Origin of the sequence: Pseudomonas sp. NFACC37-1 (assembly GCF_900101575.1) — a bacterium.
Lineage (GTDB): Bacteria > Pseudomonadota > Gammaproteobacteria > Pseudomonadales > Pseudomonadaceae > Aquipseudomonas > Aquipseudomonas fluorescens_AA.
The window spans coordinates 60,007-82,763 of the sequence record NZ_FMUZ01000027.1 but is presented as its reverse complement, the minus strand read 5'-3'; the positions used below and the strand labels follow the sequence as shown (position 1 = coordinate 82,763).

Genomic DNA, 22,757 nt, shown 5'->3' with positions numbered 1-22,757 from the left:
TCTTGCGAACCCTCTTATTGTTCTGTCAGGGGGCGCACGCGCACGCCCTGTTCAAGCGACGCCAGCAACGCGGTGTCGTGAATGCCAAAACCGATCTGCGTGACCGCCATGGCGGCGATGGCCGTGGCAGTGCGCAGTGTCTGTTCCGGGGTGTCGGCGCTGAGCAGGCCATGGAGCATGCCCGCCAGCAATGAATCCCCGGCACCCACGGTGCTGGCGACGCTGACCTTGGGCGGCGAGGCATGCAGCGCCACACCGACACTGAACCAGTTCACGCCATCGGCACCGTGGGAAATCACCACATGCTCGACACCCTGGGCATGCAGGCGCTGCGCCGCTTGCGCCTGGGCCGCTTCGCTCACCACCTCGCACCCCAGCGCATCGGCCAGTTCCTCTGTGTTCGGCTTGATCAGCCACGGCCCCGCCGCCAAGGCAACGCGCAAGGCTTCGCCGCTGGTGTCGAGGGCGACGTTCAGGCCGAGTGTCTTCAAGCGTGTGATCAATGCCTGCAACCACTGCGGGCTGACGCCCCGAGGCAAGCTGCCCGCCACCACGACCACGTCGTGGCCGGGGGCGATCTGTTCCAGTCGCGCCAGCAAGGCCTGCTGTGCGCCGGCATCGACCACCGGGCCCGGCCCGTTGAGGTCAGTGATGCGGCCGTCCTGCTCGGCCAGCTTGATATTGCTGCGGGTCTCGCCGGGGACACGGATAAAGGCGTCGACAAAACCCCGCTGGGCGAACAGCGTCTCGAACACCTGGGCATTGTCTTCACCCAAAAAGCCACTGACCGTCAGCGTATGACCCAGATCGGCCAACACCTGGGCCACGTTCACGCCCTTGCCTGCGGCATGGGCATGCATGGCGTCGCTGCGGTTGACCTGGCCCGGCTCCAGGCGCGCCAACTCTACCGTGAGGTCGAGCGCCGGGTTGAGGGTCAGGGTTAGAATCTTCGCCATTACAGCGCCTCCACTAATGCGCGCACGTCATCGGCGCTGCCCACGGCCAAGGCCGCTTGGGCCAGGGTTTGTACCTGCGTCAGGCTCAGTTCGCGAACCCGCGCCTTGACCTCGGCAATGCTACGGGCCGAGACACTCAGCTCATCCACGCCCAGGCCCACCAGCACCGGCACCGCCAGCGGATCGGCCGCCAATTCGCCACACACACCGACCCATTTGCCATGGGCATGGGCGGCGCGCACGGTGATGTCGATCAGTTGCAGCACCGCCGGGTGCAAGCCATCGGCCTGGGCCGAAAGGGTCGGATGCCCACGGTCGATGGCCAGGGTGTATTGCGTCAGGTCATTGGTGCCGACGCTGAAGAAGTCGACTTCCTTGGCCAGCACGGGCGCGAGCAACGCGGCGGACGGCACTTCGATCATGATCCCCAGTTGCAGGTCCGCCACGGGGATTTCCCGGCGCAGGCGCTCGGTCATGGCCCGGGCCTGGCGCCACTCGTCGACGCTGCCCACCATCGGGAACATGATCCGCAACGGACGGCTGTCCGCCGAGCGCAACAAGGCCCGCAGTTGCGCTTCCATGACTTGCGGGCGCTGCAACGTCAGGCGAATGCCACGCACGCCGAGGAACGGGTTTTCTTCTTTCGCGATCGGCCAGTACGGCAGCGGCTTGTCGCCGCCCACATCGAGGGTGCGCACCACCAGCGGCCGACCGGCCAGGCCATCGAGCACCTTGCGGTATTCGGCTTCCTGGGTCGCTTCGTCCGGCGCCTGGCTGTGGGCCATGAAAATCAGTTCGGTGCGCAACAGGCCAATGCCTTCGGCGCCCTGCTCCACCGCGCTGGCGACGCCGGCGCTTTCGCCAATGTTGGCGAACACTTCCACGGCATGCCCGTCACGGGTCAGCGCCGGTTCGTGGCGCTGCTCGGCCGCGACCTTGAGGCGCTGTTCGCGGGTATCGCGTTCTTCCTTGGCGCGCTGCAACGTGGCGGCGTCAGGGTCCACGTGCAGGCGACCGCGCTGGCCATCCAACAGCAAGGATGTGCCCGGCGCCAGCAGCAACACCGCCGCACCAGCGCCCACCAGCGCCGGAATGCCCAGGGCACGGGCGACAATGGCGCTGTGGGCGGTGGCGCCGCCACGGGCGGTGAGAATCCCCGCCACACGGGTCGGGTCCAGACGGGCCACGTCGGACGGGCCGACTTCGTCCATCACCAGGATGTAGGGTTGATCGGGTTCGTTCGGGGTTTCGACGCCACACAGTTGCGCCAGTACCCGACGGCCGACGTCTCGCAGATCGGCGGCCCGTTCGGCCAGCAAGGCATCCTGCAAGGCTTCCTGCTCTTTGGCGGCGGCTTCGATCACCCCCATCCACGCCGCTTGCGCACTCTCGCCCAGCTTCAAGCGGGTGTCGACTTCGTCGGTCAGCTCCGGGTCGTCGAGCATTTCCTGGTGGGTGATGAAGATCTCGCGGATGGCCTTGGCCTTGGCGCGCTCGATCAGGCCTTGGATGTCGCGGCGCACCTGGTTCAAGGCGTTCTGCAGGCGCTCGCGCTCGATGGCCGCCGACTCACCGCGCAGCGGATAGTCGATGGCCTGCAATACCTGGATGTGAGCCGGGCCGATGGCGATGCCCGGGGCGGCGGCGACGGCCTGGATCAGGCTGCCGGATTCGGGCGCCAGCATGACGGTCGCGACTTCGGCCATCACGGTTTCCCGTGGCGCACTCGGTGGCGGCAGCGGTTCGACCTCTTCGCCCAGGCCTTCTTCGATGGCGGCCAGCAGTGCCGGCAACGCGTCGTCGGCAATGCTCGGTTCGGCGATGAACTCCAGGACCTGGCCGCGACGGGCGCCCAGGCTCAGCAGTTTGCTCAAGCTCTTGGCCGACACGGCGCTGTCCTGGCCGTCGACAATGCGCACGCGGATTTCGCCTTCGAAGCTTTTCGCCAATTGGGCGAGGATCTTCGCCGGACGTGCATGCAGACCATGGGCGTTGGCCAGGCCGATGCGCGCGCTGGGCCAGTCGGCGGGCAATTCACCGCCGAGCACTTCCAACACCTTGCGGCTGCTGGTGGCGCGGCCCAGTTCGTGGCCCCGGCCTTCGATCAGCAAGGCGCAGAGCCTTTCCAGCAAGGCCTGGTGGGCTTCGCCGAGACTGGCGAGGCAGAACAGACCGCTCAACGGTTGGCCCAGGTAACGGATGGGTTTGTCCGGGGTGACGAACGCCAGGCCCGGGCGCTTGACGGTCTGCTCGCTGTGCAGCCACCACAAGCCATCGCCCAGGGGCAGCGCATCGACTTGCTGCAACACGCCGGCAAAGCCGTTGCTCACGCAGTCGGCCTGGCGCAACAGGCGTGCACCTCGCCATACCAGTTCTTCAAAATCATCAGCCGATACACCGAGGCCGATCATCTGGGCATCCAGGGCCAGTTCCTGCGGCGCGCCTTGCAGCAGCTTCAGCAACGCTTCGGCGGAACCGGCGCGACGCAAGGCCTGGCCCAGGTCCGTCTCACCGAGGGCGCGGGTCAGCAGTTGCAGCAGGCGCAGGTGTTCATCGGACTTGGCGGCGATGCCGATGGCCAGGTAGACAATCTGACCATCGCCCCAGTCCACGCCTTCGGGGAATTGCAGCAGGCGCACGCCGGTGGAGTAGACCAGGTCGCGGGTCTGCGGGGTGCCGTGGGGGATGGCAATACCTTGGCCAAGAAAGGTCGAACCCTGGGCTTCACGGGCCTGCAAGCCAGCGAGGTAACCCTCGGCTACCAGGCCATCGGCCACCAGTTTGTCGGCGAGCAATTGCAGTGCAGCGTCTTTATCCACAGCCGTCTGCGCCATGGATATCTGCTCTAGAGTGAGCTCGAGCATGCTTTCTCCTTTTTGGCGTCCGGGTTGGCGCCAGGTATTGTTTTGAATGAATCAGCTTAGCGTTGCGGAACAACTTTTGGCGGTATCGCGGCAGCACGGCCAAAAATCCTGCTAGCCTTGAAAATACGCTTGCTGAAACGTTTAATCTAGAAAGATTGGCACGTTACTCGATAATCTCTCATCCTTGAAGTGCAACTTGTCGTAAGCGCTTGAACGGTAACCGTCAGCTTGAATCGGGTAGGATGGCCCTTATCGTCGGGGCTAACTCGAAAAAACAAGGAAAACCGGGTTGAAACTCAGTGATATTGCTCAATTGGCCGGTGTGTCCGTGACCACCGCCAGCTATGTCATCAATGGCAAGGCCGAACAGCAACGCATCAGCAGCGCCACCGTCGAACGGGTGCGGGCGGTGGTCGAGGAACATGGCTTCACCCCCAATCCCCAGGCCGCCGGGCTGCGCAGCCGGCACACCCGCACCCTGGGCTTCATCCTGCCAGACCTGGAAAACCCCAGTTACGCACGCATCGCCAAGTTGCTGGAACAAGGCGCACGGGCACGGGGCTATCAGTTGCTGATCGCCAGTTCCGATGATGCGCCCGACAGTGAACGGCAACTGTTGCAATTGTTCCGCGCCCGGCGCTGCGATGCGCTGATCGTCGCCAGCTGCCTGCCGGCCGGCGACGACAGCTACCAGCAGCTGCAGGCCAAGGGCATTCCGATCATCGCCATCGACCGGGTGATGGAGCCGGCGCATTTCTGCTCGGTAATCAGCGACGACCGCCAGGCCAGCCTGCACCTGACGCGCAGCCTGCTGGAGACCCACCCTCGGCAAATCGCCTTGATCGGCGCCCGTCCCGAGTTGAGCATCAGCCAGGAACGGGCCGCAGGTTTTCGCGAAGCCTTGGCCGGGTTCGAGGGCCAGGTGTTGATCGAGCAGGGCGAGTCGTTCAGCCGTGAATGCGGCCGTCAGTTGATGGATGAAATGCTCGCGCGCCTGGGGCATCTGCCCGATGCATTGATCACGACGTCCTATGTGCTGCTGCAAGGGGTGTTCGACGCCCTGCATGATTTCCCGCTCAAGTCGCGGCCATTGCGCCTGGGCACGTTTGGTGACACGCAGTTGCTGGACTTCCTGCCGCTGCCGGTCAATGCCATGTCCCAACAACATCAGTTGATCGCCGACAAGGCCTTGGAACTGGCCCTGGCAGCCATCGAAAACGATGACTACCAGCCTGGCGTGCAGGCCATCGCCCGGACGTTCAAGCAGCGGATCCACCAGGGCTGACGTTTTCTCAGGATTGATGCATGGAGTTGATCGACACCCACACCCACCTGGACTTCCCGGACTTCGACGCGGACCGCCCGGCGCTGCTGGCCGAAAGCCGCGCCTTGGGCGTGCGGCAAATGGTGGTGCTGGGCGTGTACCGGGACAATTGGCAGCGGGTCTGGGACCTGGTGCAAAGCACCCCGGACCTGCATGCCGCCCTGGGCCTGCACCCGGTGTACCTCGACCAGCATCGACCCGACGACGTGGCGTTGTTGCGCGACTGGCTGAGCCGCCTGGCCGGGCACCGGCAATTGTGTGCAGTGGGCGAGATCGGCCTGGACTATTACATCGAGACCCTGGACCGTGACCGCCAGCAAGCGCTGTTCGAAGCGCAGTTGGAACTGGCCGTGGCGTTCGAGCTGCCGGCACTGATCCACGTGCGCCGCAGCCATGCCGCCGTGATCGCGACCCTCAAGCGCATCCCCCCCACCCGGGCGGGGATCATCCACGCGTTCGCCGGCAGCCTTGAGGAGGCCCGCGAGTACATCAAGCTCGGCTTCAAGCTCGGCCTCGGCGGTGCGGCGACCTGGCCTCAGGCCCTGCGCATGCACCGGGTGCTGGCGAAACTGCCGCTGGATGCGGTGGTGCTGGAAACCGACTCACCGGACATGGCCCCAGCGATGTTCCCGGGGCAGCGCAACAGCCCGGCGCACTTGCCGGCGATTTGCGAGGCGCTGGCCGGGATCATGGCGGTGACGCCCGAGCGACTGGCCGAGGCCAGCACCGCCAACGCCCGCAATTTGTTCAACTGGTAAAAACCCTGTGGGAGCGAGCTTGCTCGCGATAGCGATGTATCAGTCGAAAAACAGCTTGCCTGACACTCCGCTATCGCGAGCAAGCTCGCTCCCACAATGGTCTACACCCGAAACGCATTGATCAGTTGCTTGAGCTGCACCACCTGGGCAGACAGCTCACGGCTGGCGTTTTCGGTCTGGTGCGCGCCTTCGGCCGTGCGTTCGCCGGCGCGGTTGATCTCGACGATGTTCTGGTCGATGTCATGGGCCACGGCCGTCTGCTGCTCCACGGCGGCGGCGATCTGCTGGTTCTGGTCGACGATCATGCCGACCGCACCGAGGATATTTTCCAGGGCCTGTTGGACCTGTTCCGATTGACTGACCGTGCCGCTGGCCATCTCATGACTGGTACCCATCGCCTTGACGGCGGCACCGACACCGCCGTGCAGGCGGGTGATCATCGCTTCGATTTCTTCGGTCGATTGCTGGGTCCGCTTGGCCAGGGTCCGCACTTCATCGGCCACCACCGCAAACCCCCGCCCCTGTTCACCGGCGCGGGCGGCTTCGATGGCGGCATTGAGGGCCAACAGATTGGTCTGCTCGGCGATGCTCTTGATCACATCCAGCACGCGGCTGATGTCCTGGCTGTCGGTCGCCAGTTGGTTGATCACCTGCACCGACTGATCGATCTCACTGGCCAAACGGGCGATGCTGCCCTGCTGCGACTCCACCAGCCCGCGCCCGCTGAGAGTTTCGTCGTTCACGCTGTGGGCACTGCTCACGGCAGCGGCGGCACTGCGGGCCACTTCCTGGGCCGTGGCCGACATCTGGTTCATCGCCGTGGCCACCAGTTCGATCTGGCTGCGCTGGCCGGCAACCGCCTGGTTGCTCTGGGCCGAGACCGTTTCCACCTGCCCGGCCTGGCGTTCGACTTCCGCGACGGTGCGGCCCACCTGTTCGATCAGGTCATGGATCTTCGCCACCGTACCGTTGAACACTTCACCCAGTTCGCCCAGTTCATCCTTGCTGCGCGCCACGAAATTGACCGTCATGTCCCCCGCCGCCACTTTGTCCATCATCTGGCCCAAGTGCTGGAGGGTGGTGCGGGTCGACGCGTAGAAGCCGGCGTACAGGTAAAAAATCAACAGGAACACCGCCACCAGCGCCACGGCTTGCAACACCATATGGCTACGATTCTGCTCAAGCCGCTGCTGCAACTGCACACCGAGAAAACCCTGGGTCGCTTCGTTCAGCCGATACGTCTGCTCCATCAGGCCGCTGACCTGCTCAAAGAACGCCGGCCACGGTGCATCGAGGGTGTCGGCCATCACCACTTGCTCCTCGATCAGCTCAGACGCTTTCTTGAGGCTGCTCTTGCTACCTTCGGCCTGGGCGCCAAGACTTTGCCCGGCGGCCTTGCTGGAGCCGAGGGCGTCCTGCAGTTTCAAGTCGTACTCGCCCTGGAGCTTTTCGATCTGCGCCAGCAACTCGTCGAAGCGGGTGCTCGATGCCGAATTGAGAAACCCCAGCCCCAACGAGGACGCGCCCAGCGCCCGGCCATCGCCGAGGATCTGAGTGACCTTGGGGGTGGTGCCGATGATCAATTCGCTGAGTTGGCGGATGTCGCTCTGGTTGTCGCGGCTCAGCCCCGCCTGGCTGGCGATGATCTGGCTGAACATCTGGGCGCTGTTGAGCAACTTGCCGATCAGCGCACTTTTGCTCTGCAGGGAGTTTTCCGCCTGCTGGGCCTTGAAAGCACCGATCATTTCATCGCGCTTGGCCTCGAAGGCACCGACCTGCTCAGGCTCGATGGCCATGGCGGTCATGCCTTGCAGGCGCGCAAGAACCTGTTGTTCCAGGCTGCCGATCTTCGCTTCGACATCACCAGCCTTGCCGGACTGGCCCAGGCTGGCGTTGATCTGCACCAGGTTGTTGAGGGTTTCCAGGTCCCGGCGCAGGGCCAGGCTGCTGCCCAGCAGGTCGAGGCTTTGCAGCTCCACGTGGGTGCCCTGGAATTCCCGATAGGAATCACGCACCAGAAAGAAGTTGGTTACCAGCATAGGTAGCAGGAACAGCACGCTGATCAGGCTGAACTTCATGCCGAAGCTCAGGCGGTTCATCAGCGCGACGGCGGGCCAGAGCAAACTCTTCACAAGGAAGCCTCCCGGTAGTGTTCTTATTGTTATGAGCTCGCGCACGGAGACAGCAGAAAGCCACTATTCGGGCGCTGTCCCTGTATAGCCTAAATCGGCGGGGAGATTTGTAACTTAAGGTTAACGAGCGACCTGCCCTTTGTGGCGAGGGGATTTATCCCCGCTGGGCTGCGAAGCAGACCCATTGATTCAAGGCTTAGAATTGCCAGGGGCCGCTCTGCGCCCCAGCGGGGATAAATCCCCTCGCCACCCTCGCCACAACGGCATGACCTTGCTGTTCCTATGCCAACACCGTCCACAACGCAAACCCGGCATACCAGAGCACCGCCGCACGCAGCAGCAACTCCCACAGGCGGTCCAGGCTATTGATGCCATCCGGCCCGGCGACGGGCCTGGGGATTTCGCCAGCCACCAGGCCGACCTTGTCGATGAGGTCGGCGGCGCTGATGTTCCAGTTCAACAGCTCATGCAGCATGACCCGGCTGACCGCGACGAAATTGCCCACCAGGGCGAAGCTTGCCGCCAGCAACCGCACCGGCACCCAATCGAAGGCATGGCGCATTTGTGCGGCCCGCTCGGCCACGCCGGAGTTCTGGCTGTGCTCGGCGGCCAGCGCCAGCAGTCGATAGCTCAAGGCCGCGACCGGACCCAACACGAAGTACCAGAAAATTACTGCGAAAAAGCTCTGGTAGGCCTGCCACAACAAATGCCCCTGGACCCGTTCCAGCAATTGCTCACCGTCATCGGCCTCAATGTCCAGGTCGCGCTTGGCCACATGGGCCGCCGCTTGCAGGTCCTCCCGACGCCAGGCGTCGCGAAACGGTCCGAGGGCGGCCAGCAGATCACCGCGCCCCAGGCTGTAAATCACCACCAGCAAATGCACCGGCAGCGCCAGCAAACCATAAGCCACCGGCTCCAGCACCCACAAAAGCAGCGCCAGCAGGGCCACGGGCAGCAGGACCATCACTGTCAGCACCAGCCAAGGTCGGTTGACCCACCGTGGGCTCGCCTCGAGCTTGTTCAGCTCGCGCAGCCAGCCGCCGTCGCGCTGGACCCGCTGGCGCAAGGCCGAGAATTTCTCGATCCAGACGGCCAGCAGCAACACCAGAAAACTCATTGTCCTTCCCCTTCTGTCAGGGCCGCGCGATAGCGCGCCCAGTCGAATGCCGGTCCCGGATCGGTCTTGCGCCCCGGTGCGATGTCGCTGTGCCCGCAGATACGCTGCACAGTGATCGCCCTGAACGCCGCTTGCAACTGCCGGGTCAGGTCCACCAATGCGACATATTGCGCGTCGGTGAATGGCAGATCATCCGTGCCCTCAAGCTCGATGCCCAGGGAAAAATCGTTACAGGTCTCACGCCCCTCGAAGCACGAGACGCCCGCATGCCACGCACGATCCAGACAAGAGACAAATTGGGTCACGGCGCCGTCACGCTCGATCAGAAAATGCGCAGACACCCGCAGGTCGGCGATACCGGCAAAGTAGGGATGTTCCGTGACATCCAGACGATTCTGGAAGAATTCCTGCACCTTGCCGGTGGCGAATTGTGCCGGGGGCAGGCTGATGTTGTGGATCACCAGCAGGGAGATTTCGCCCTCGGGGCGCGCATTGAAGTTGGGCGATGGGCAATGACGCACCCCTTCGCACCAACCGCTCGCGGAGTCCAACTGCATACAGGTTCCTTCGATGACGACGGTGAATGCCGCCAGTATGCCGTGATCGGACCGGGCTGCGCGATCACTTGCCGCGATTGAGCTGGCGCAGATTGCCCAACACCGACTCCAGCGCCCGGTCGAACAACAGGGTGTCGTCCAACAGCCGCGCCGCGCCGCGCCGAAACTCCAGGGCCAGGCTGGTGCGGCTGTGCTCCAGCACCTTGAGGCCGGTGCGATTGACGAAGACGTATTTGCCGGTGGCCTCGATGATCGCCGCCAGTTTGCAACGCAGGGTATTGTCATCGTCCTCCTGGAACTCGACCCAGCTCCCCAGGTGTAACTGATCGACCTGCAGCAAGCCGACATCATCCGCCGGCAAATGCACCGCCACGCTCTCCCCCGCCGTTTTTTGCGGAGGGCGCAGGACGATTTTTTCCAGCACCTCGACCATGGCCGGCGAATCGAACGGCTGGTCCTGATCCGTTGCCTGGCCCGTGCGTTCGAGCGCCTGCACATGCAGGACTTCCAGTTCACTGAAAAACTCGCTGGTGGCGAACGGGTCGAACGCCGAACGGCTCAGGCCTTCACGCAGGGCCTTGAGCAGCTCCGGCACCATCGCCAGCAAACGCAGGCCGGCGTCGGGCTCGTCATGGGGCTGGACGCTCCAGATCAAATGCTCCAGGGTCAGGACGTCGGCCTGCCACTCGGCGGAATACTTGCCGTGCTTGAAACAGGTCAACAACAACACCTGGCTCCAAGCGTGTTGCACGAACTCCACCACAGCTTGCGGCAAGACCTTGCCCAGCATCACCTGGTTCAGCGCCCCTTCGACGCGCTGGCGCGCCAATTCGGCCTTGGCCCGGCCCTCTTCGGCGTCACGGATACGTTGCTCAAGCAACTCGCTGCGGCGCCGCTCGTCACTGGTGAAGGCCAGGAAATCGGCCAGCAGCTCGGAGAAAATCGCCGGGTCATCGACGAAATCATTCAGCAGGCGCTGCACGACCTGTTCGATGCGCAAATACAGGCTATCGCGCTGATGATCGTCGCAATCGCCCCAGCCCATGGCGGCGGCGGCGATTTCGTTCAGCAGCCGCCGGGCCGGATGATTGCCGCGGCTGAAGAAACTCTTGTCCTGCACCGCGACCTTGAGCATCGGGATCTGCAGGCGGCCGATCAGGGCCTTGAAGGAGTCCGGGAGGTTATGGTCGTCGAGGATGAATTCGAACATCATCGAGATCAGGTTGATCACGTCTTCATCGGCGCCTTCGACCACCCGGGACTTGCCACTCCTGACGCTGACCCGGGTCAACAGTTGTTCGAGTTGGCTACGCAGGTCGAATTCGTCCTGCACGGCAGGCGCTGGCACGTACTGCTGCAAGTGCGAGAGCAGCCGCAGCAGGTCACGGGTCGAGATCGGTTGAGGCGGCGCGCTGGCTTCCAGGGTCGGCGCCACACTGCCACGCACTTGCATCAACAGCTTCTGCAATGCGGCGAACACTTCCTGCACGCTGTCATCGACCTCGGCATCGCTGGGCTTGGCAGCGATTTCGGCGTTGGGCCTGGGGGCATCCTCGGAGCGATCCGACGCCCGGCGAGCCGGGGTCACCTTGAGCTCCGGCAAGATGCCCGTAGCGGCCAGCAACTGGTTGGCCTCGGTATAGAGTTGGTCGCACTCGCTGAGCACATAACGCTCGAAGAGCTTGAGCAGGATCAGCTTGACCTTGATCCCCACGCCCAGGTTACGCCCGGCCTGCAGGAACTTTTCGCACAGCAGTGCCGGGCTCAGGGGGTTGTACTGGTTGGCCAGCGGTCGATCCAACAGCACACCGAGCCGGGCCGTCAGTTGCTCCAGCGACACGCCATCGCGCCTGAGCACCCGAGTGACCATGGCCTCGACCGCCAGATGACGTTCCAGCTCATCGTGGGAACGCTGGGTCTGGCCGTCCGGTGCCAGGGCGGGCGCCAGGCTGGCGTGGGTCAGGTCGTACTGGGCCAGGCTGACGAAGGTCTCGAAAAACTGCTCGATGAACTCCCGCTCGATGCTTTTGCGCTTCAGGCGCAGGTCCCGCATGGCCTCGAAGTACAGGTTCTGCTCGACGTCGTCGCGCGCCCGGTCAGCCATTTCAAACAAGGTGTCGTCGGCGTTATCGAACAGCCCCTGCAAGCCCAGGCGCAACTGTTGGGCGGCCTTGTCGCGAACCTGAAGCAGAATCACAGGCAGGCGGGCGAGCGGCGAACGACTCGCCTGATCGGTAGGCACCTTGTGTAAAGGCACTACATTCCCGTCGTTGTGCATCCTGGCCTCCTGAAACGGTTTTCGGCTCGCGACGTCAAAGCTATGGCGTCAATCGAAAGGCGGATTATCGGGCAAAACAACCCTGTCGCACCAGCAGACTCTGTGATCCAGCTCGAAATACGGCGCAATAAGTGACCGGGAAAATGAGGAAATGTTGCGAGGACGCGACCAAATGCAGGTTTCGACACCCTATAATCGGGCCACTTTGTTTGTGGAGCCCGTTATGCCGAATCTACGCCTCGCCGATCTGACCGCCGAAATCGAAGCCAACGTGCGCCGTGCGTTGCTGGAAGACATCGGCAGCGGCGACATCACCGCGCAACTGATCCCCGCCGAACGCCTGGCCAAGGCCACCATCATCACCCGCGACGCGGCGATCATCAGCGGCACGGCCTGGGTCGATGCCGTGTTCCGGCAACTGGATCCGCGTGTCGCGGTGCATTGGCAAGTGCACGACGGCGACCGGGTCAGCCCCGATCAGGCGCTGTTCCACCTGGAGGGCCCTGCCCGCTCGCTGCTGACCGGCGAACGCAGCGCCCTGAACTTCCTGCAAATGCTCTCGGGCGTCGCCACGCGAGCCCGCTACCTGGCCGACTTTGTCGCCGGGACCCAGGTCAAGCTGCTGGACACCCGCAAGACCCTGCCCGGGCTGCGCCTGGCCCAGAAGTACGCGGTCACCTGCGGTGGCTGCCATAACCACCGCATCGGCCTGTACGATGCGTTCCTGATCAAGGAAAACCACATCGCCGCCTGCGGCGGAATCGCCCAGGCCATCGCGGCCGCCCACAAGATCGCACCGGGCAAACCGGTGGAAATAGAAGTGGAAAGCCTCGCGGAATTGAACGAAGCACTGGCGGCCGATGCCGACATCATCATGCTTGACGAACTGAGCCTGGACGACATGCGTGAAGCCGTGCGCCTCAATGGCGGCAAGGCAAAGTTGGAGGCCAGCGGCGGGATCAACGAAAGCACGTTGCGCCCGATTGCCGAGACCGGGGTGGACTACATCTCGATCGGCGCGATGACCAAGGATGTGAAGGCGGTGGATCTGTCGATGCGGCTCAGTATCTGAGCAGCTTCGAGCCGCAAGCTACAAGCTTCAAGCTGTTCCGCGCTTGTCTTGTAGCTTGTAGCTTGTAGCTTGTAGCTGCCGTTAAACCACCAGATTGTTCATCTCGCAGTACTCATCCCATTCCACACCCAGCACCTCGGCCGCTTCCTTGTGCAACGCAAGGCGCTGCGCCTCGAACTCTTCAGGCGTGCTGGTGTACTTGAGCGTCAACTCCCAGGGTTGCAGCCCCTGGGCTTCGGCCTCGTCCTCGAAAGCCCATTGGATCTGGTCTTTCTGATCGTCGGCGGACAAGTCCTTGATCTCTTCCAGCAACTGGGGCGCATCCAGCACGTACTTCTTCAGCGCTTCTTCGTGCCTGGCTTCCTGGGTCAATTCTTTAACAGTCATGGCGTTCTCGTTGATCGGGGGAATGGAAGATGGATCTGGATCATCAAGGATCTCTCTGACGCAAAAAACCGTGTGAAGCCCGGTTTATCTGGCCTTCAGAACCATTCGGGGATCATCTGAAAACTGCTGGGCGATGCGCATGCAGGCAACGAATATAGGACGTTTTGCCGACGATTTACACGGTTCTTTACATCTATCTCACAAAAAAACCTGGGTCGAAGAAGCGCTGCGCGCTGTGGAACATCTGTCAAAATAACCAGTCATAGCCATGTGCCACACCGGCACTTCACAAGGAACCCCAGTGATGCGCAGCTTTTCGAAACGCTCGTCGATCCAACTTGCCACCGCGACTTTGCTGCTTGGCAGCCTGACCTTGACTGACATTGCTCAAGCGGCGGTTGAGGTCTCCTCCGATGGGCCGTCTTACCACGACTTTATTCCCGCCCTTCATTACGACCAATCCGATAAGTACAAGCTCGTCAAGACCGATGTCAGCGCCAGCGTCCTGGAAAGCCTGCCGAAAAGCGTGAAGAACAACACCGACGAACTGGAAAACCAGAAGCGCGCCCTCAGCGAACAGGCTGGTCAGATCGAAGAACTCAAGCGCAACAGCGGGTCCAGCTCCTCGTCCAGCAGCAAGGAGATTGACGAGCTCAAGCGCACCATCAAGGAACAGGAACGCGACCTGAACGACCTTGGCAAGCAAGTGGAAGAACTCAAGCGCAATAGCGGCTCCAGTTCAAGTTCGAGCAACAGCGAGATTTCGTCCCTGAAACGGGAACTCAGCGATCAGGATAGAGAGATGGACCAGCTCAAACGCACGGTCGAGGAACTGAGCAGGAAGGTGAAATAACGAGGGGGAAATCTTGCCCGAGACAGGAATCGAACCTGCGACCTTCGCGTTACGAGTGCGCTGCTCTACCGACTGAGCTACACGGGCGGTGGCTAAAACTAGCACCGTCTCAGGTGGCCAGGCAACCTGCCTGGCCGGGATTTTCGTCACACAGCAAAACGCCCCGAACCAGTCGGGGCGTTTGCTTGTTCAGCGGTCAGGCGACGGGGTGATTAAACGCCCGATGCCTTGGCTGCTGCGACGTCCTTGATGGACAGCTTGATACGGCCGCGGTTGTCCACGTCCAATACCAGCACTTCCACTTCCTGGCCTTCTTTGAGGATGTCGGTCACTTTCTCGACGCGAGCATCGCTCAGCATGGAGATGTGAACCAGACCGTCCTTGCCCGGCAGGATGTTGACGAACGCGCCGAAGTCGACGATGCGTTCAACCTTGCCGACGTAGATCTTGCCGATCTCGGCTTCCGCGGTGATCCCCAGGACGCGCTGGCGTGCTGCTTCTGCCGCTTCCTTGGTTTCGCCGAAGATCTTGATCGAACCGTCGTCTTCGATGTCGATCGAAGCCTTGGTTTCTTCACAGATCGCACGGATGGTCGCGCCGCCTTTACCGATGACATCACGGATTTTGTCGGTGTCGATTTTCATCGCGATCATGGTCGGAGCATTTTCCGACAGCTCGGTACGGGACTGACCGATGATCTGGTTCATCTGGCCGAGGATGTTCAGGCGCGCTTCCAGGGCTTGGCCCAGGGCGATTTCCATGATCTCTTCGGTGATGCCCTTGATCTTGATGTCCATCTGCAGTGCGGTGACGCCCTTGGCGGTACCGGCCACTTTGAAGTCCATGTCGCCCAGGTGGTCTTCGTCACCCAGGATGTCGGTCAGGACGGCGAATTTCTCGCCTTCTTTCACCAGACCCATGGCGATACCGGCAACCGGTGCCTTCATCGGCACACCAGCGTCCATCAGGGCCAGGGAAGCGCCGCAGACCGAAGCCATGGAGCTGGAACCGTTGGACTCGGTGATTTCCGATACCACGCGAATGGTGTACGGGAACACGTCTGCGGCTGGCAGCATGGCCTGGACCGAACGACGGGCCAGACGGCCGTGACCGATTTCGCGACGACCGGCGCCACCCATGCGACCACACTCGCCCACCGAGAACGGCGGGAAGTTGTAGTGCAGCATGAACGGGTCTTTCTTTTCGCCTTCCAGGGTGTCCAGCAGTTGCGCGTCACGGGCGGTGCCCAGTGTCGCGACGACCAGGGCCTGGGTCTCGCCACGGGTGAACAGTGCCGAGCCGTGGGTCTTGGGCAGGACGCCGACTTCAATGTTCAGCGGACGTACGGTACGGGTGTCGCGACCGTCGATACGCGGCTTGCCGTTGACGATGTTTTCGCGAACGGTGCGGTATTCGATTTCACCGAAAGCAGCTTTCACTTCAGCGGCAGACGGCTGGCCTTCTTCGCCGGACAACTTGGCAACGACCTGGTCTTTCAGCTCGCCCAGACGCGCATAACGGTCGGCCTTGACGGTGATGGTGTAGGCCTGGGAGATCGCTTCGCCGAACTCGGCACGGATCGCGCCCAGAAGTTCGGTGGCTTCGGCTTGTGGAGCCCAGGTCCAGGTTGGCTTGGCGGCTTCGGCGGCCAGTTCCTTGACGGCGTTGATCACCACCTGGAACTCGTCGTGGGCGAACAGCACGGCGCCCAGCATCTGGTCTTCGGTCAGCTCTTTGGCTTCGGATTCAACCATCAGCACCGCTTCGGAAGTACCGGCCACGACCATGTCCAGGCTCGAAGCCTTCAACTGCTCGTAGGTCGGGTTCAGCAGGTAGCCGGTGCTTTCGTGGAACGCGACGCGGGCAGCGCCGATCGGGCCATCGAAAGGAATGCCGGAGATGGCCAGGGCAGCCGAGGTACCGATCATCGCAGCGATGTCCGGATCGGTTTTCTTGCTGGTGGACACGACGGTGCAGACAACCTGCACTTCGTTCATGAAGCCTTCTGGAAACAGCGGACGGATCGGACGGTCGATCAGTCGGGAAGTCAGGGTTTCTTTCTCGGAAGGACGGCCTTCGCGCTTGAAGAAACCGCCAGGGATCTTACCGGCAGCGTAAGTCTTTTCCTGGTAGTGGACAGACAGAGGGAAGAAACCCTTGCCTGGATCGGCTTGCTTGGCACCGACAACGGTCACCAATACGCTGACGTCGTCGTCAACGGTGACCAACACTGCGCCGGAGGCCTGACGGGCGATACGGCCAGTCTCGAGGGTAACGGTCGACTGACCGAACTGGAATTTTTTGATTACCGGGTTCACGGTGTCCTACCTTCTTTGTGGCTCTTGGGGAACTTGTCTTCTTGCGAAATTCTTGGGCAATGACGGGAATCGGCCCGACGCTTGTCCAGGGTAAAACGTGTATCCAGATAAAACTTGAGGCTGGGAGCCTGCCATGCGCCAGCGGGAAACCCACTGACGCCCGACAGACCACCAACCTCTAGCGCAATCGCTTGTTAGCGACGCAGACCCAGGCGAGCGATCAGAGCGCTGTAACGGCTCACGTCCTTGCCTTTCAGGTAGTCCAGCAGCTTACGACGCTGGTTTACCATGCGGATCAGACCACGACGGGAGTGGTGATCCTTACCGTTGGCCTTGAAGTGACCTTGCAGTTTGTTGATGTTGGCGGTCAGCAGTGCAACTTGCACTTCTGGCGAACCAGTGTCACCAACAGCTTGCTGGTAGTCAGCTACGATTTGAGCTTTTTCTTGAACGTCGAGAGCCATGAGGCAATCCTTTTAGTCAGGAAACTGTTCCGAGGAAACAGCTTCAACAGGCCAGGGACAAATCCCTGTATCTATAAATGAGTAGTGACCGTGCCTGTTAACAGCCACACTCGCCAACCTGCTGTTACGCAGGCTGGTTCCGGTCATTCCGACCGAATCAGTCGACGCGGCGCAATGCGCCCGTCTTCGCTCACTTCACCGATACCGATGAAACGACCGTTGTGATCCTGTACCCGGACCATGCCGAACTTCGGCGCATCCGGGGCGCGTACCGGCTGGCCGTTGAGCCAGTAGAACGCACTGTGTTCCGAGAACTGCAAGAGCGGCCAATCCAGCAGCCCGCTGTCCGATGGCATCAGGAAACGGTCGACCGCTTCGTTGCCGCCTTCGGCATGCACCGCTTCGAGCTCTTCCAGCGTGACCGTCTGGGCCAACGTGAAAGGTCCGGCCTGGGTCCGTCGCAATTCTGCCACGTACGCGCCACAGCCGAGCTGCTCACCGATATCCTCCACCAGGGTCCGGATATAGGTGCCCTTGCTGCAATCCACGGCCAGCCGTGCAGTATTACCGTCAAAGGCCAGCAATTCCAAGCGCGCAATAGTAACAGAACGCGGTTCGCGCTCCACTACTTCGCCTGCACGGGCCAGTTTATACAACGGCTGCCCATCACGCTTCAAAGCGGAGTACATCGGCGGTATCTGGCTGATTTGCCCGCGAAAACCCGGCAAGACCGCTTCGATATCCGCCTGACCAACGGTCACCGGGCGCTCCAGCAAAACCTCACCTTCGGCATCCGCCGTGGTGGTGGTCTTGCCCAGTTGCGCCAGGGTTTCGTAACCCTTGTCGGAATCGAGCAGGTACTGGGAGAACTTGGTCGCCTCGCCAAAGCACAGCGGCAGCACGCCAGTGGCCAGGGGATCGAGGCTACCGGTGTGCCCGGCCTTTTCGGCATTGAGCAGCCAGCGAACCTTCTGCAACGCCGCGTTGGAGGTGAACCCCAGCGGCTTGTCGAGCAGGATGATACCGCTGACGTTACGACGGATACGTTTGACCTGAGCCACCGATTACTCCTTGGTGTCTTCGGGGTCAGCCGCAACCGAGTGCTGGCTGTCTTGCGCCACGGCGCGCTCGATCAGTGCCGACAGATGCGCACCCCGTGCGACGCTTTCGTCGTAGTGGAAGTGCAACTGTGGGACGCTGCGCAGCTTCATCTCCCGGGCCAGTTGCATACGCAGGAAGCCGGCGGCCGAGTTGAGCACCTTGATGCTCTGGGCGATTTCTTCGGCGCTGTCCTGCCCCATCACGGTGATGAAGATCTTGGCGTGACCGACGTCACGGCTGACTTCCACTGCGGTGATGGTGACTAGGCCGACGCGCGGGTCTTTGACTTCGCGACGGATCAGTTGGGCCAGCTCGCGCTGCATCTGATCGCCGATTCGTTGGGTACGGCTGTATTCTTTTGCCATGTCTTGTTACCTGTTACTGCCCCACGGTGAAACCCGCGAGGTCTGAAAGCGGCAAACGCCCGGCCTGGCAAAAGCCAGACCGGGCGTTGCGTTTAGAGTCCGACAGCCAGGCAGTGCATGTTCATGCGACTGCCCGGTGCGGCTCTTGAAGTGCGCGAGTTAGAGGCTGCGAGCAACCTGGACCTTCTCGAAGACTTCGATCTTGTCGCCAACCTTGACGTCGTTGTAGCTCTTGACGCCAATACCGCACTCCATGCCGGCACGTACTTCGGAAGCGTCATCCTTGAAGCGGCGCAGGGATTCCAGCTCGCCTTCGAAGATCACGATGTCTTCACGCAGTACACGGATCGGACGGTTACGGTGAACGACACCCTCGATCACCATGCAACCGGCGATGGCGCCAAACTTCGGCGAACGGAACACGTCGCGAACTTCGGCCACGCCCAGGATGTTCTCCCGCACGTCGCTGCCCAGCATACCGGTCAACGCTTTCTTGACGTCTTCGATGATGTCGTAGATCACGTTGTAGTAACGCATATCCAGGCCTTCCTGCTCGACGATCTTGCGAGCGCCGGCATCGGCACGCACGTTGAAACCGAACAGTACAGCGTTGGAGGCCAGTGCCAGGTTGGCATCGGATTCGGTGATACCACCGACACCGCCGCCGACCACACGCACTTGCACTTCGTCGTTACCCAGGCCATTCAAGGCGCCGTTCAACGCTTCGAGCGAACCACGGACGTCGGATTTGAGGACGATGTTGAGCGTCTTCTTCTCTTCCTGGCCCATGTTCTCGAAGATGTTTTCCAGCTTGCCGGCGTGTGCACGAGCCAGTTTGACTTCGCGGAACTTGCCTTGACGGAACAGAGCCACTTCACGGGCTTTCTTCTCGTCAGCCACAACGCTCATCTCGTCGCCAGCATCCGGGGTGCCGTCCAGGCCGAGGATCTCGACCGGGATAGCCGGACCGGCTTCCTTGATGGACTTGCCGTTCTCGTCGAGCATGGCACGTACACGGCCGTAGTTCGAACCGACCAGCACCATGTCGCCTTGGCGCAGGGTACCGTCCTGGACCAGGACGGTCGCCACCGGGCCACGGCCCTTGTCGAGACGGGACTCAACGACCACACCACGGCCAGGAGCCGAAGGCGTAGCGGTGAGTTCCAGAACCTCGGCTTGCAACAGAACGGCTTCGAGCAGTTCGTCGACGCCGGTACCCATCTTCGCCGAGACCGGAACGAATGGAGTGTCGCCACCCCATTCTTCGGAGGTCACGCCGTGGACCGACAGTTCGCTGCGGATGCGATCGAGATCGGCGCCCGGCTTGTCGATCTTGTTCACTGCAACCACCAGCGGCACGCCAGCTGCCTGGGCATGCTGAACGGCTTCGATGGTTTGCGGCATGACGCCGTCGTCCGCTGCAACCACCAGGATCACGATGTCGGTCGCCTTGGCACCACGGGCACGCATTGCGGTAAACGCGGCGTGACCCGGGGTGTCGAGGAACGTCACCATGCCGCGGTCGGTTTCAACGTGGTAGGCGCCGATGTGCTGGGTAATACCGCCAGCCTCACCTGCTGCTACCTTCGCACGACGGATATAGTCGAGCAGGGAGGTTTTACCGTGGTCAACGTGGCCCATTACGGTCACGACCGGCGCACGGGAAACCGCCTCACCTTCAAACTTCAGGGACTCGGCCAGGGAATCTTCCAGGGCGGTGTCGCTGACCAGGGTCACTTTGTGGCCCAGCTCTTCAGCAACCAGTTGGGCAGTTTCCTGGTCCAGTACCTGGTTGATGGTGGCTGGCGTACCCAGCTTGAACATGAACTTGATGATTTCAGCAGCCTTGACCGACATCTGCTGGGCCAGATCGCCCACAGTGATGGTCTCGCCGATCTTCACTTCACGCACGACAGGGCCGGTAGGGCTCTGGAAACCGTGGGCGTTGCGTTTCTTCAGCTTGGCCTTGCCGCGACCGCCGCGACGGAAGCCATCGCTTTCCTCGTCGGTGGTACGTGGCGCAACACGAGGTGCTGGAGCCTTTTCCTTGACCGATGCGCGATGAGGCGCGTTCTTGCGCTCGCCATCGCCACTGCCACGACGGTTGTCGTCGGCACGCGGTTTGTCCGGACGACGCTGTTCATCGCGCTTGCGAGTATCGGCTGGAGCCGGCGCCGGTGCCACGACTGGTGCGGCTTCGCGCACAGGTTCGGCGACCGGGGCAACAGCCTCGACGGCTTCTACCGGAGCGGTTTGCGCAGCAGCAGGCTGACGGCGCGCTTCTTCTTCGGCGCGACGCTTGGCTTCTTCTTCAGCCTTCTGACGAGCAGCATTTTCCACTGCGCGACGTTCTTCCTGTTCGCGTTTGCGCTCGGCTTCGATTTCTTCCGGGCTGCGCTGTACGAAGACTTTCTTCTTGCGTACTTCAACGCTGATGCTTTTGCTACCGGCAACACGCAGGGTGCTGGTGGTTTTACGCTGCAGAGTGATCTTGCGCGGTTCTTCCACTTTAGCCTTGTGACTGCTCTTCAAGTGAGTCAGCAGGGACTGCTTCTCACTGTCGGTCACATGTTCCTCGGCGGCGGTGTGCGGCAGACCTGCCTCACGCATCTGCTGCAACAGGCGCTCTACCGGTGTTTTGACCTCATCGGCCAGTTGTTTCACCGTGACTTGCGTCATGCACTTCTCTCCTCAGGCCGCGCCTAATTACTCGAACCAGTGGGCTCGGGCGGCCATGATCAACTTGCCGGCACGATCATCGTCAATGCCGTCGATGTCGAGCAGATCGTCAATAGACTGCTCGGCCAGGTCTTCGCGGGTAATTACGCCGCGCACCGCCAGTTCCATCGCCAAATCCTTGTCCATGCCCTCAAGCGAGAGCAGGTCTTCGGCCGGATGGGCGTCTGCCAGCTTTTCCTCAGTAGCGATGGCTTTGGTCAACAAACGATCCTTGGCCCGAGCGCGAAGCTCGTTGACGATTTCCTCGTCAAAGCCGTCGATGTTGAGCATTTCCTCCACCGGTACGTAGGCAATCTCTTCCAGGCTGGTAAAGCCTTCATCCACCAGCACCTGCGCCAGCTCTTCATCGACTTCAAGCTCTTCGATGAAGTTGCGCAGGATGTCGCCGGTTTCAGCTTGCTGTTTAGCCTGGATGTCCGATTCGGTCATCACGTTCAGGGTCCAGCCAGTCAATTGGCTGGCCAGACGCACGTTCTGACCACCGCGACCGATGGCCTGAGCCAGATTGTCTGCGCCAACGGCAATGTCCATGGCGTGGGCATCTTCGTCGACGATAATTGCCGCCACTTCAGCAGGCGACATGGCATTGATCACGAACTGAGCCGGGTTGTCGTCCCACAGGACGATGTCCACGCGCTCGCCGCCCAACTCGCCGGATACGGCCTGGACACGCGAACCACGCATGCCGATGCAGGCACCTTGCGGGTCGATGCGCTTGTCCTTGGAGCGGACCGCGATCTTGGCACGCGAACCCGGATCACGGGAGGCGGCCATGACTTCGATCAGGCCTTCAGCAATTTCCGGCACTTCGATGCGGAACAACTCGATCAGCATTTCCGGCGCTGTACGCGACAGGATCAGCTGCGGGCCCCGATTCTCGGTGCGGATTTCCTTGAGCAGCGCACGCAAACGCACGCCAACCCGGAAAGTTTCGCGAGAGATGATGTCTTCGCGAGCCAGCAACGCTTCGGCGTTGTTGCCCAGGTCGACGATCACGTTGTCGCGGGTCACTTTTTTCACGGTGCCGGAGATGATTTCCCCCAGGCGCTCGCGATAAGCGTCGACCACTTGCGCACGCTCGGCTTCGCGAACTTTCTGCACGATGACCTGCTTGGCCGTCTGTGCAGCGATGCGACCGAACTCAATGGATTCGATTTTTTCTTCGACGACATCACCCACCTTGGCGCCCGGATGCGTTTCTGCAACCTTGCTCGGCCAGGTTTCGATAGCAGGATCGTCCAGGTCGGCTTCCTCGACGACCGTCCAGCGACGGAAAGTCTCGTAGGCACCCGTGTGGCGATTGATCTCCACACGCAAATCAACTTCGTCTTCGAACCGCTTCTTGGTAGCAGTGGCCAGAGCCAGCTCCAGCGCTTCAAAAATAACGTTAGCCGGTACGCCCTTTTCATTGGATACCGACTCAACAACCAGCAGTACTTCTTTGCTCATCGTACGCCTCGCCTTTCGCAAGC

The 22,757-nt window shown here is 61.7% G+C and carries 16 protein-coding genes, 1 tRNA gene and 2 pseudogenes; 4 read left to right on the top strand and 15 right to left on the bottom strand.

Annotated features, from left to right (window positions below):
• Positions 1-14: 14 nt before the first annotated feature.
• The gene (pfkB, locus tag BLP82_RS22990) at positions 15-956 is read right to left on the bottom strand and encodes a 1-phosphofructokinase (protein ID WP_092173321.1); all 942 of its coding nucleotides are present in this window, start codon (positions 954-956) and stop codon (positions 15-17) included.
• Positions 956-3,820: a phosphoenolpyruvate--protein phosphotransferase gene (gene ptsP, locus BLP82_RS22985; protein ID WP_092173318.1), complete on the bottom strand. Its 2,865-nt coding sequence runs from the start codon at positions 3,818-3,820 to the stop codon at positions 956-958. The genes pfkB and ptsP overlap by 1 nt, the downstream gene beginning before the upstream one ends.
• A gap of 289 nt (positions 3,821-4,109) precedes the next feature.
• Between ptsP and cra the strand changes: the two genes are divergently transcribed.
• Positions 4,110-5,105: a catabolite repressor/activator gene (gene cra, locus BLP82_RS22980; protein WP_092173314.1), complete on the top strand. Its 996-nt coding sequence runs from the start codon at positions 4,110-4,112 to the stop codon at positions 5,103-5,105.
• Positions 5,106-5,125: 20 nt separating this feature from the next.
• Positions 5,126-5,902 carry a TatD family hydrolase gene (locus BLP82_RS22975; RefSeq protein ID WP_092173311.1) on the top strand — a complete coding sequence of 259 codons (777 nt, stop codon included), beginning with the start codon at positions 5,126-5,128 and terminating at the stop codon, positions 5,900-5,902.
• A gap of 101 nt (positions 5,903-6,003) precedes the next feature.
• Here BLP82_RS22975 and BLP82_RS32140 read toward each other — a convergent pair.
• The 5 genes and pseudogenes from BLP82_RS32140 to BLP82_RS22955 all read right to left on the bottom strand — a co-directional run.
• Positions 6,004-6,576: pseudogene (locus tag BLP82_RS32140) on the bottom strand (methyl-accepting chemotaxis protein); the annotation flags it as partial.
• Between the two features lie 285 nt (positions 6,577-6,861).
• A pseudogene (locus BLP82_RS32135) lies at positions 6,862-7,065 on the bottom strand (HAMP domain-containing protein); the annotation flags it as partial.
• 1,249 nt (positions 7,066-8,314) lie between these two features.
• A complete protein-coding gene (gene ampE, locus BLP82_RS22965; RefSeq protein WP_092173302.1) occupies positions 8,315-9,151 on the bottom strand; it encodes a regulatory signaling modulator protein AmpE in 837 nt (278 codons plus the stop codon).
• Entirely contained in the window at positions 9,148-9,708 is a 561-nt protein-coding gene (gene ampD / locus BLP82_RS22960; protein WP_092173299.1) for a 1,6-anhydro-N-acetylmuramyl-L-alanine amidase AmpD, read from the bottom strand. Before ampD ends, ampE begins: the two co-directional genes overlap by 4 nt.
• 64 nt (positions 9,709-9,772) lie before the next feature.
• Positions 9,773-11,986 carry a DUF1631 domain-containing protein gene (locus BLP82_RS22955; protein WP_092173296.1) on the bottom strand — a complete coding sequence of 738 codons (2,214 nt, stop codon included), beginning with the start codon at positions 11,984-11,986 and terminating at the stop codon, positions 9,773-9,775.
• A 223-nt stretch (positions 11,987-12,209) separates the two neighbouring features.
• Here BLP82_RS22955 and nadC point away from each other — a divergent pair, with 223 nt between their 5' ends.
• The gene (gene nadC / locus BLP82_RS22950) at positions 12,210-13,058 is read left to right on the top strand and encodes a carboxylating nicotinate-nucleotide diphosphorylase (RefSeq protein ID WP_092173293.1); all 849 of its coding nucleotides are present in this window, start codon (positions 12,210-12,212) and stop codon (positions 13,056-13,058) included.
• Positions 13,059-13,139: 81 nt separating this feature from the next.
• Here nadC and BLP82_RS22945 read toward each other — a convergent pair whose 3' ends face one another.
• The gene (locus BLP82_RS22945) at positions 13,140-13,445 is read right to left on the bottom strand and encodes a DUF6388 family protein (protein ID WP_053181942.1); all 306 of its coding nucleotides are present in this window, start codon (positions 13,443-13,445) and stop codon (positions 13,140-13,142) included.
• A gap of 304 nt (positions 13,446-13,749) precedes the next feature.
• Here BLP82_RS22945 and BLP82_RS22940 point away from each other — a divergent pair, with 304 nt between their 5' ends.
• Positions 13,750-14,298 (top strand): hypothetical protein, encoded by a 549-nt coding sequence (locus BLP82_RS22940; RefSeq protein ID WP_092173290.1) that lies wholly within the window; start codon positions 13,750-13,752, stop codon positions 14,296-14,298.
• A 14-nt stretch (positions 14,299-14,312) separates the two neighbouring features.
• Here the strand turns inward: BLP82_RS22940 and BLP82_RS22935 are convergent.
• The 7 genes from BLP82_RS22935 to nusA all read right to left on the bottom strand — a co-directional run bounded on the left by BLP82_RS22935 (position 14,313) and on the right by nusA (position 22,734).
• Positions 14,313-14,385: transfer RNA gene (locus BLP82_RS22935), tRNA-Thr, on the bottom strand.
• Between the two features lie 125 nt (positions 14,386-14,510).
• Positions 14,511-16,616: a polyribonucleotide nucleotidyltransferase gene (gene pnp, locus BLP82_RS22930; protein ID WP_072411314.1), complete on the bottom strand. Its 2,106-nt coding sequence runs from the start codon at positions 16,614-16,616 to the stop codon at positions 14,511-14,513.
• Positions 16,617-16,810: 194 nt separating this feature from the next.
• Positions 16,811-17,080 carry a 30S ribosomal protein S15 gene (gene rpsO / locus BLP82_RS22925; protein ID WP_011332409.1) on the bottom strand — a complete coding sequence of 90 codons (270 nt, stop codon included), beginning with the start codon at positions 17,078-17,080 and terminating at the stop codon, positions 16,811-16,813.
• Positions 17,081-17,223: 143 nt separating this feature from the next.
• Positions 17,224-18,141 carry a tRNA pseudouridine(55) synthase TruB gene (truB, locus tag BLP82_RS22920; RefSeq protein WP_060739216.1) on the bottom strand — a complete coding sequence of 306 codons (918 nt, stop codon included), beginning with the start codon at positions 18,139-18,141 and terminating at the stop codon, positions 17,224-17,226.
• 3 nt (positions 18,142-18,144) lie between these two features.
• Complete coding sequence (rbfA, locus tag BLP82_RS22915) at positions 18,145-18,546, bottom strand: 30S ribosome-binding factor RbfA (protein ID WP_092173287.1); 402 nt, start codon at positions 18,544-18,546, stop codon at positions 18,145-18,147.
• A gap of 159 nt (positions 18,547-18,705) precedes the next feature.
• On the bottom strand, positions 18,706-21,225 hold the full coding sequence (gene infB, locus BLP82_RS22910; RefSeq protein ID WP_060739218.1) for a translation initiation factor IF-2: 2,520 nt from the start codon (positions 21,223-21,225) through the stop codon (positions 18,706-18,708).
• Between the two features lie 27 nt (positions 21,226-21,252).
• A complete protein-coding gene (nusA, locus tag BLP82_RS22905; protein WP_003177868.1) occupies positions 21,253-22,734 on the bottom strand; it encodes a transcription termination factor NusA in 1,482 nt (493 codons plus the stop codon).
• Between the last annotated feature and the right edge of the window lie 23 nt (positions 22,735-22,757).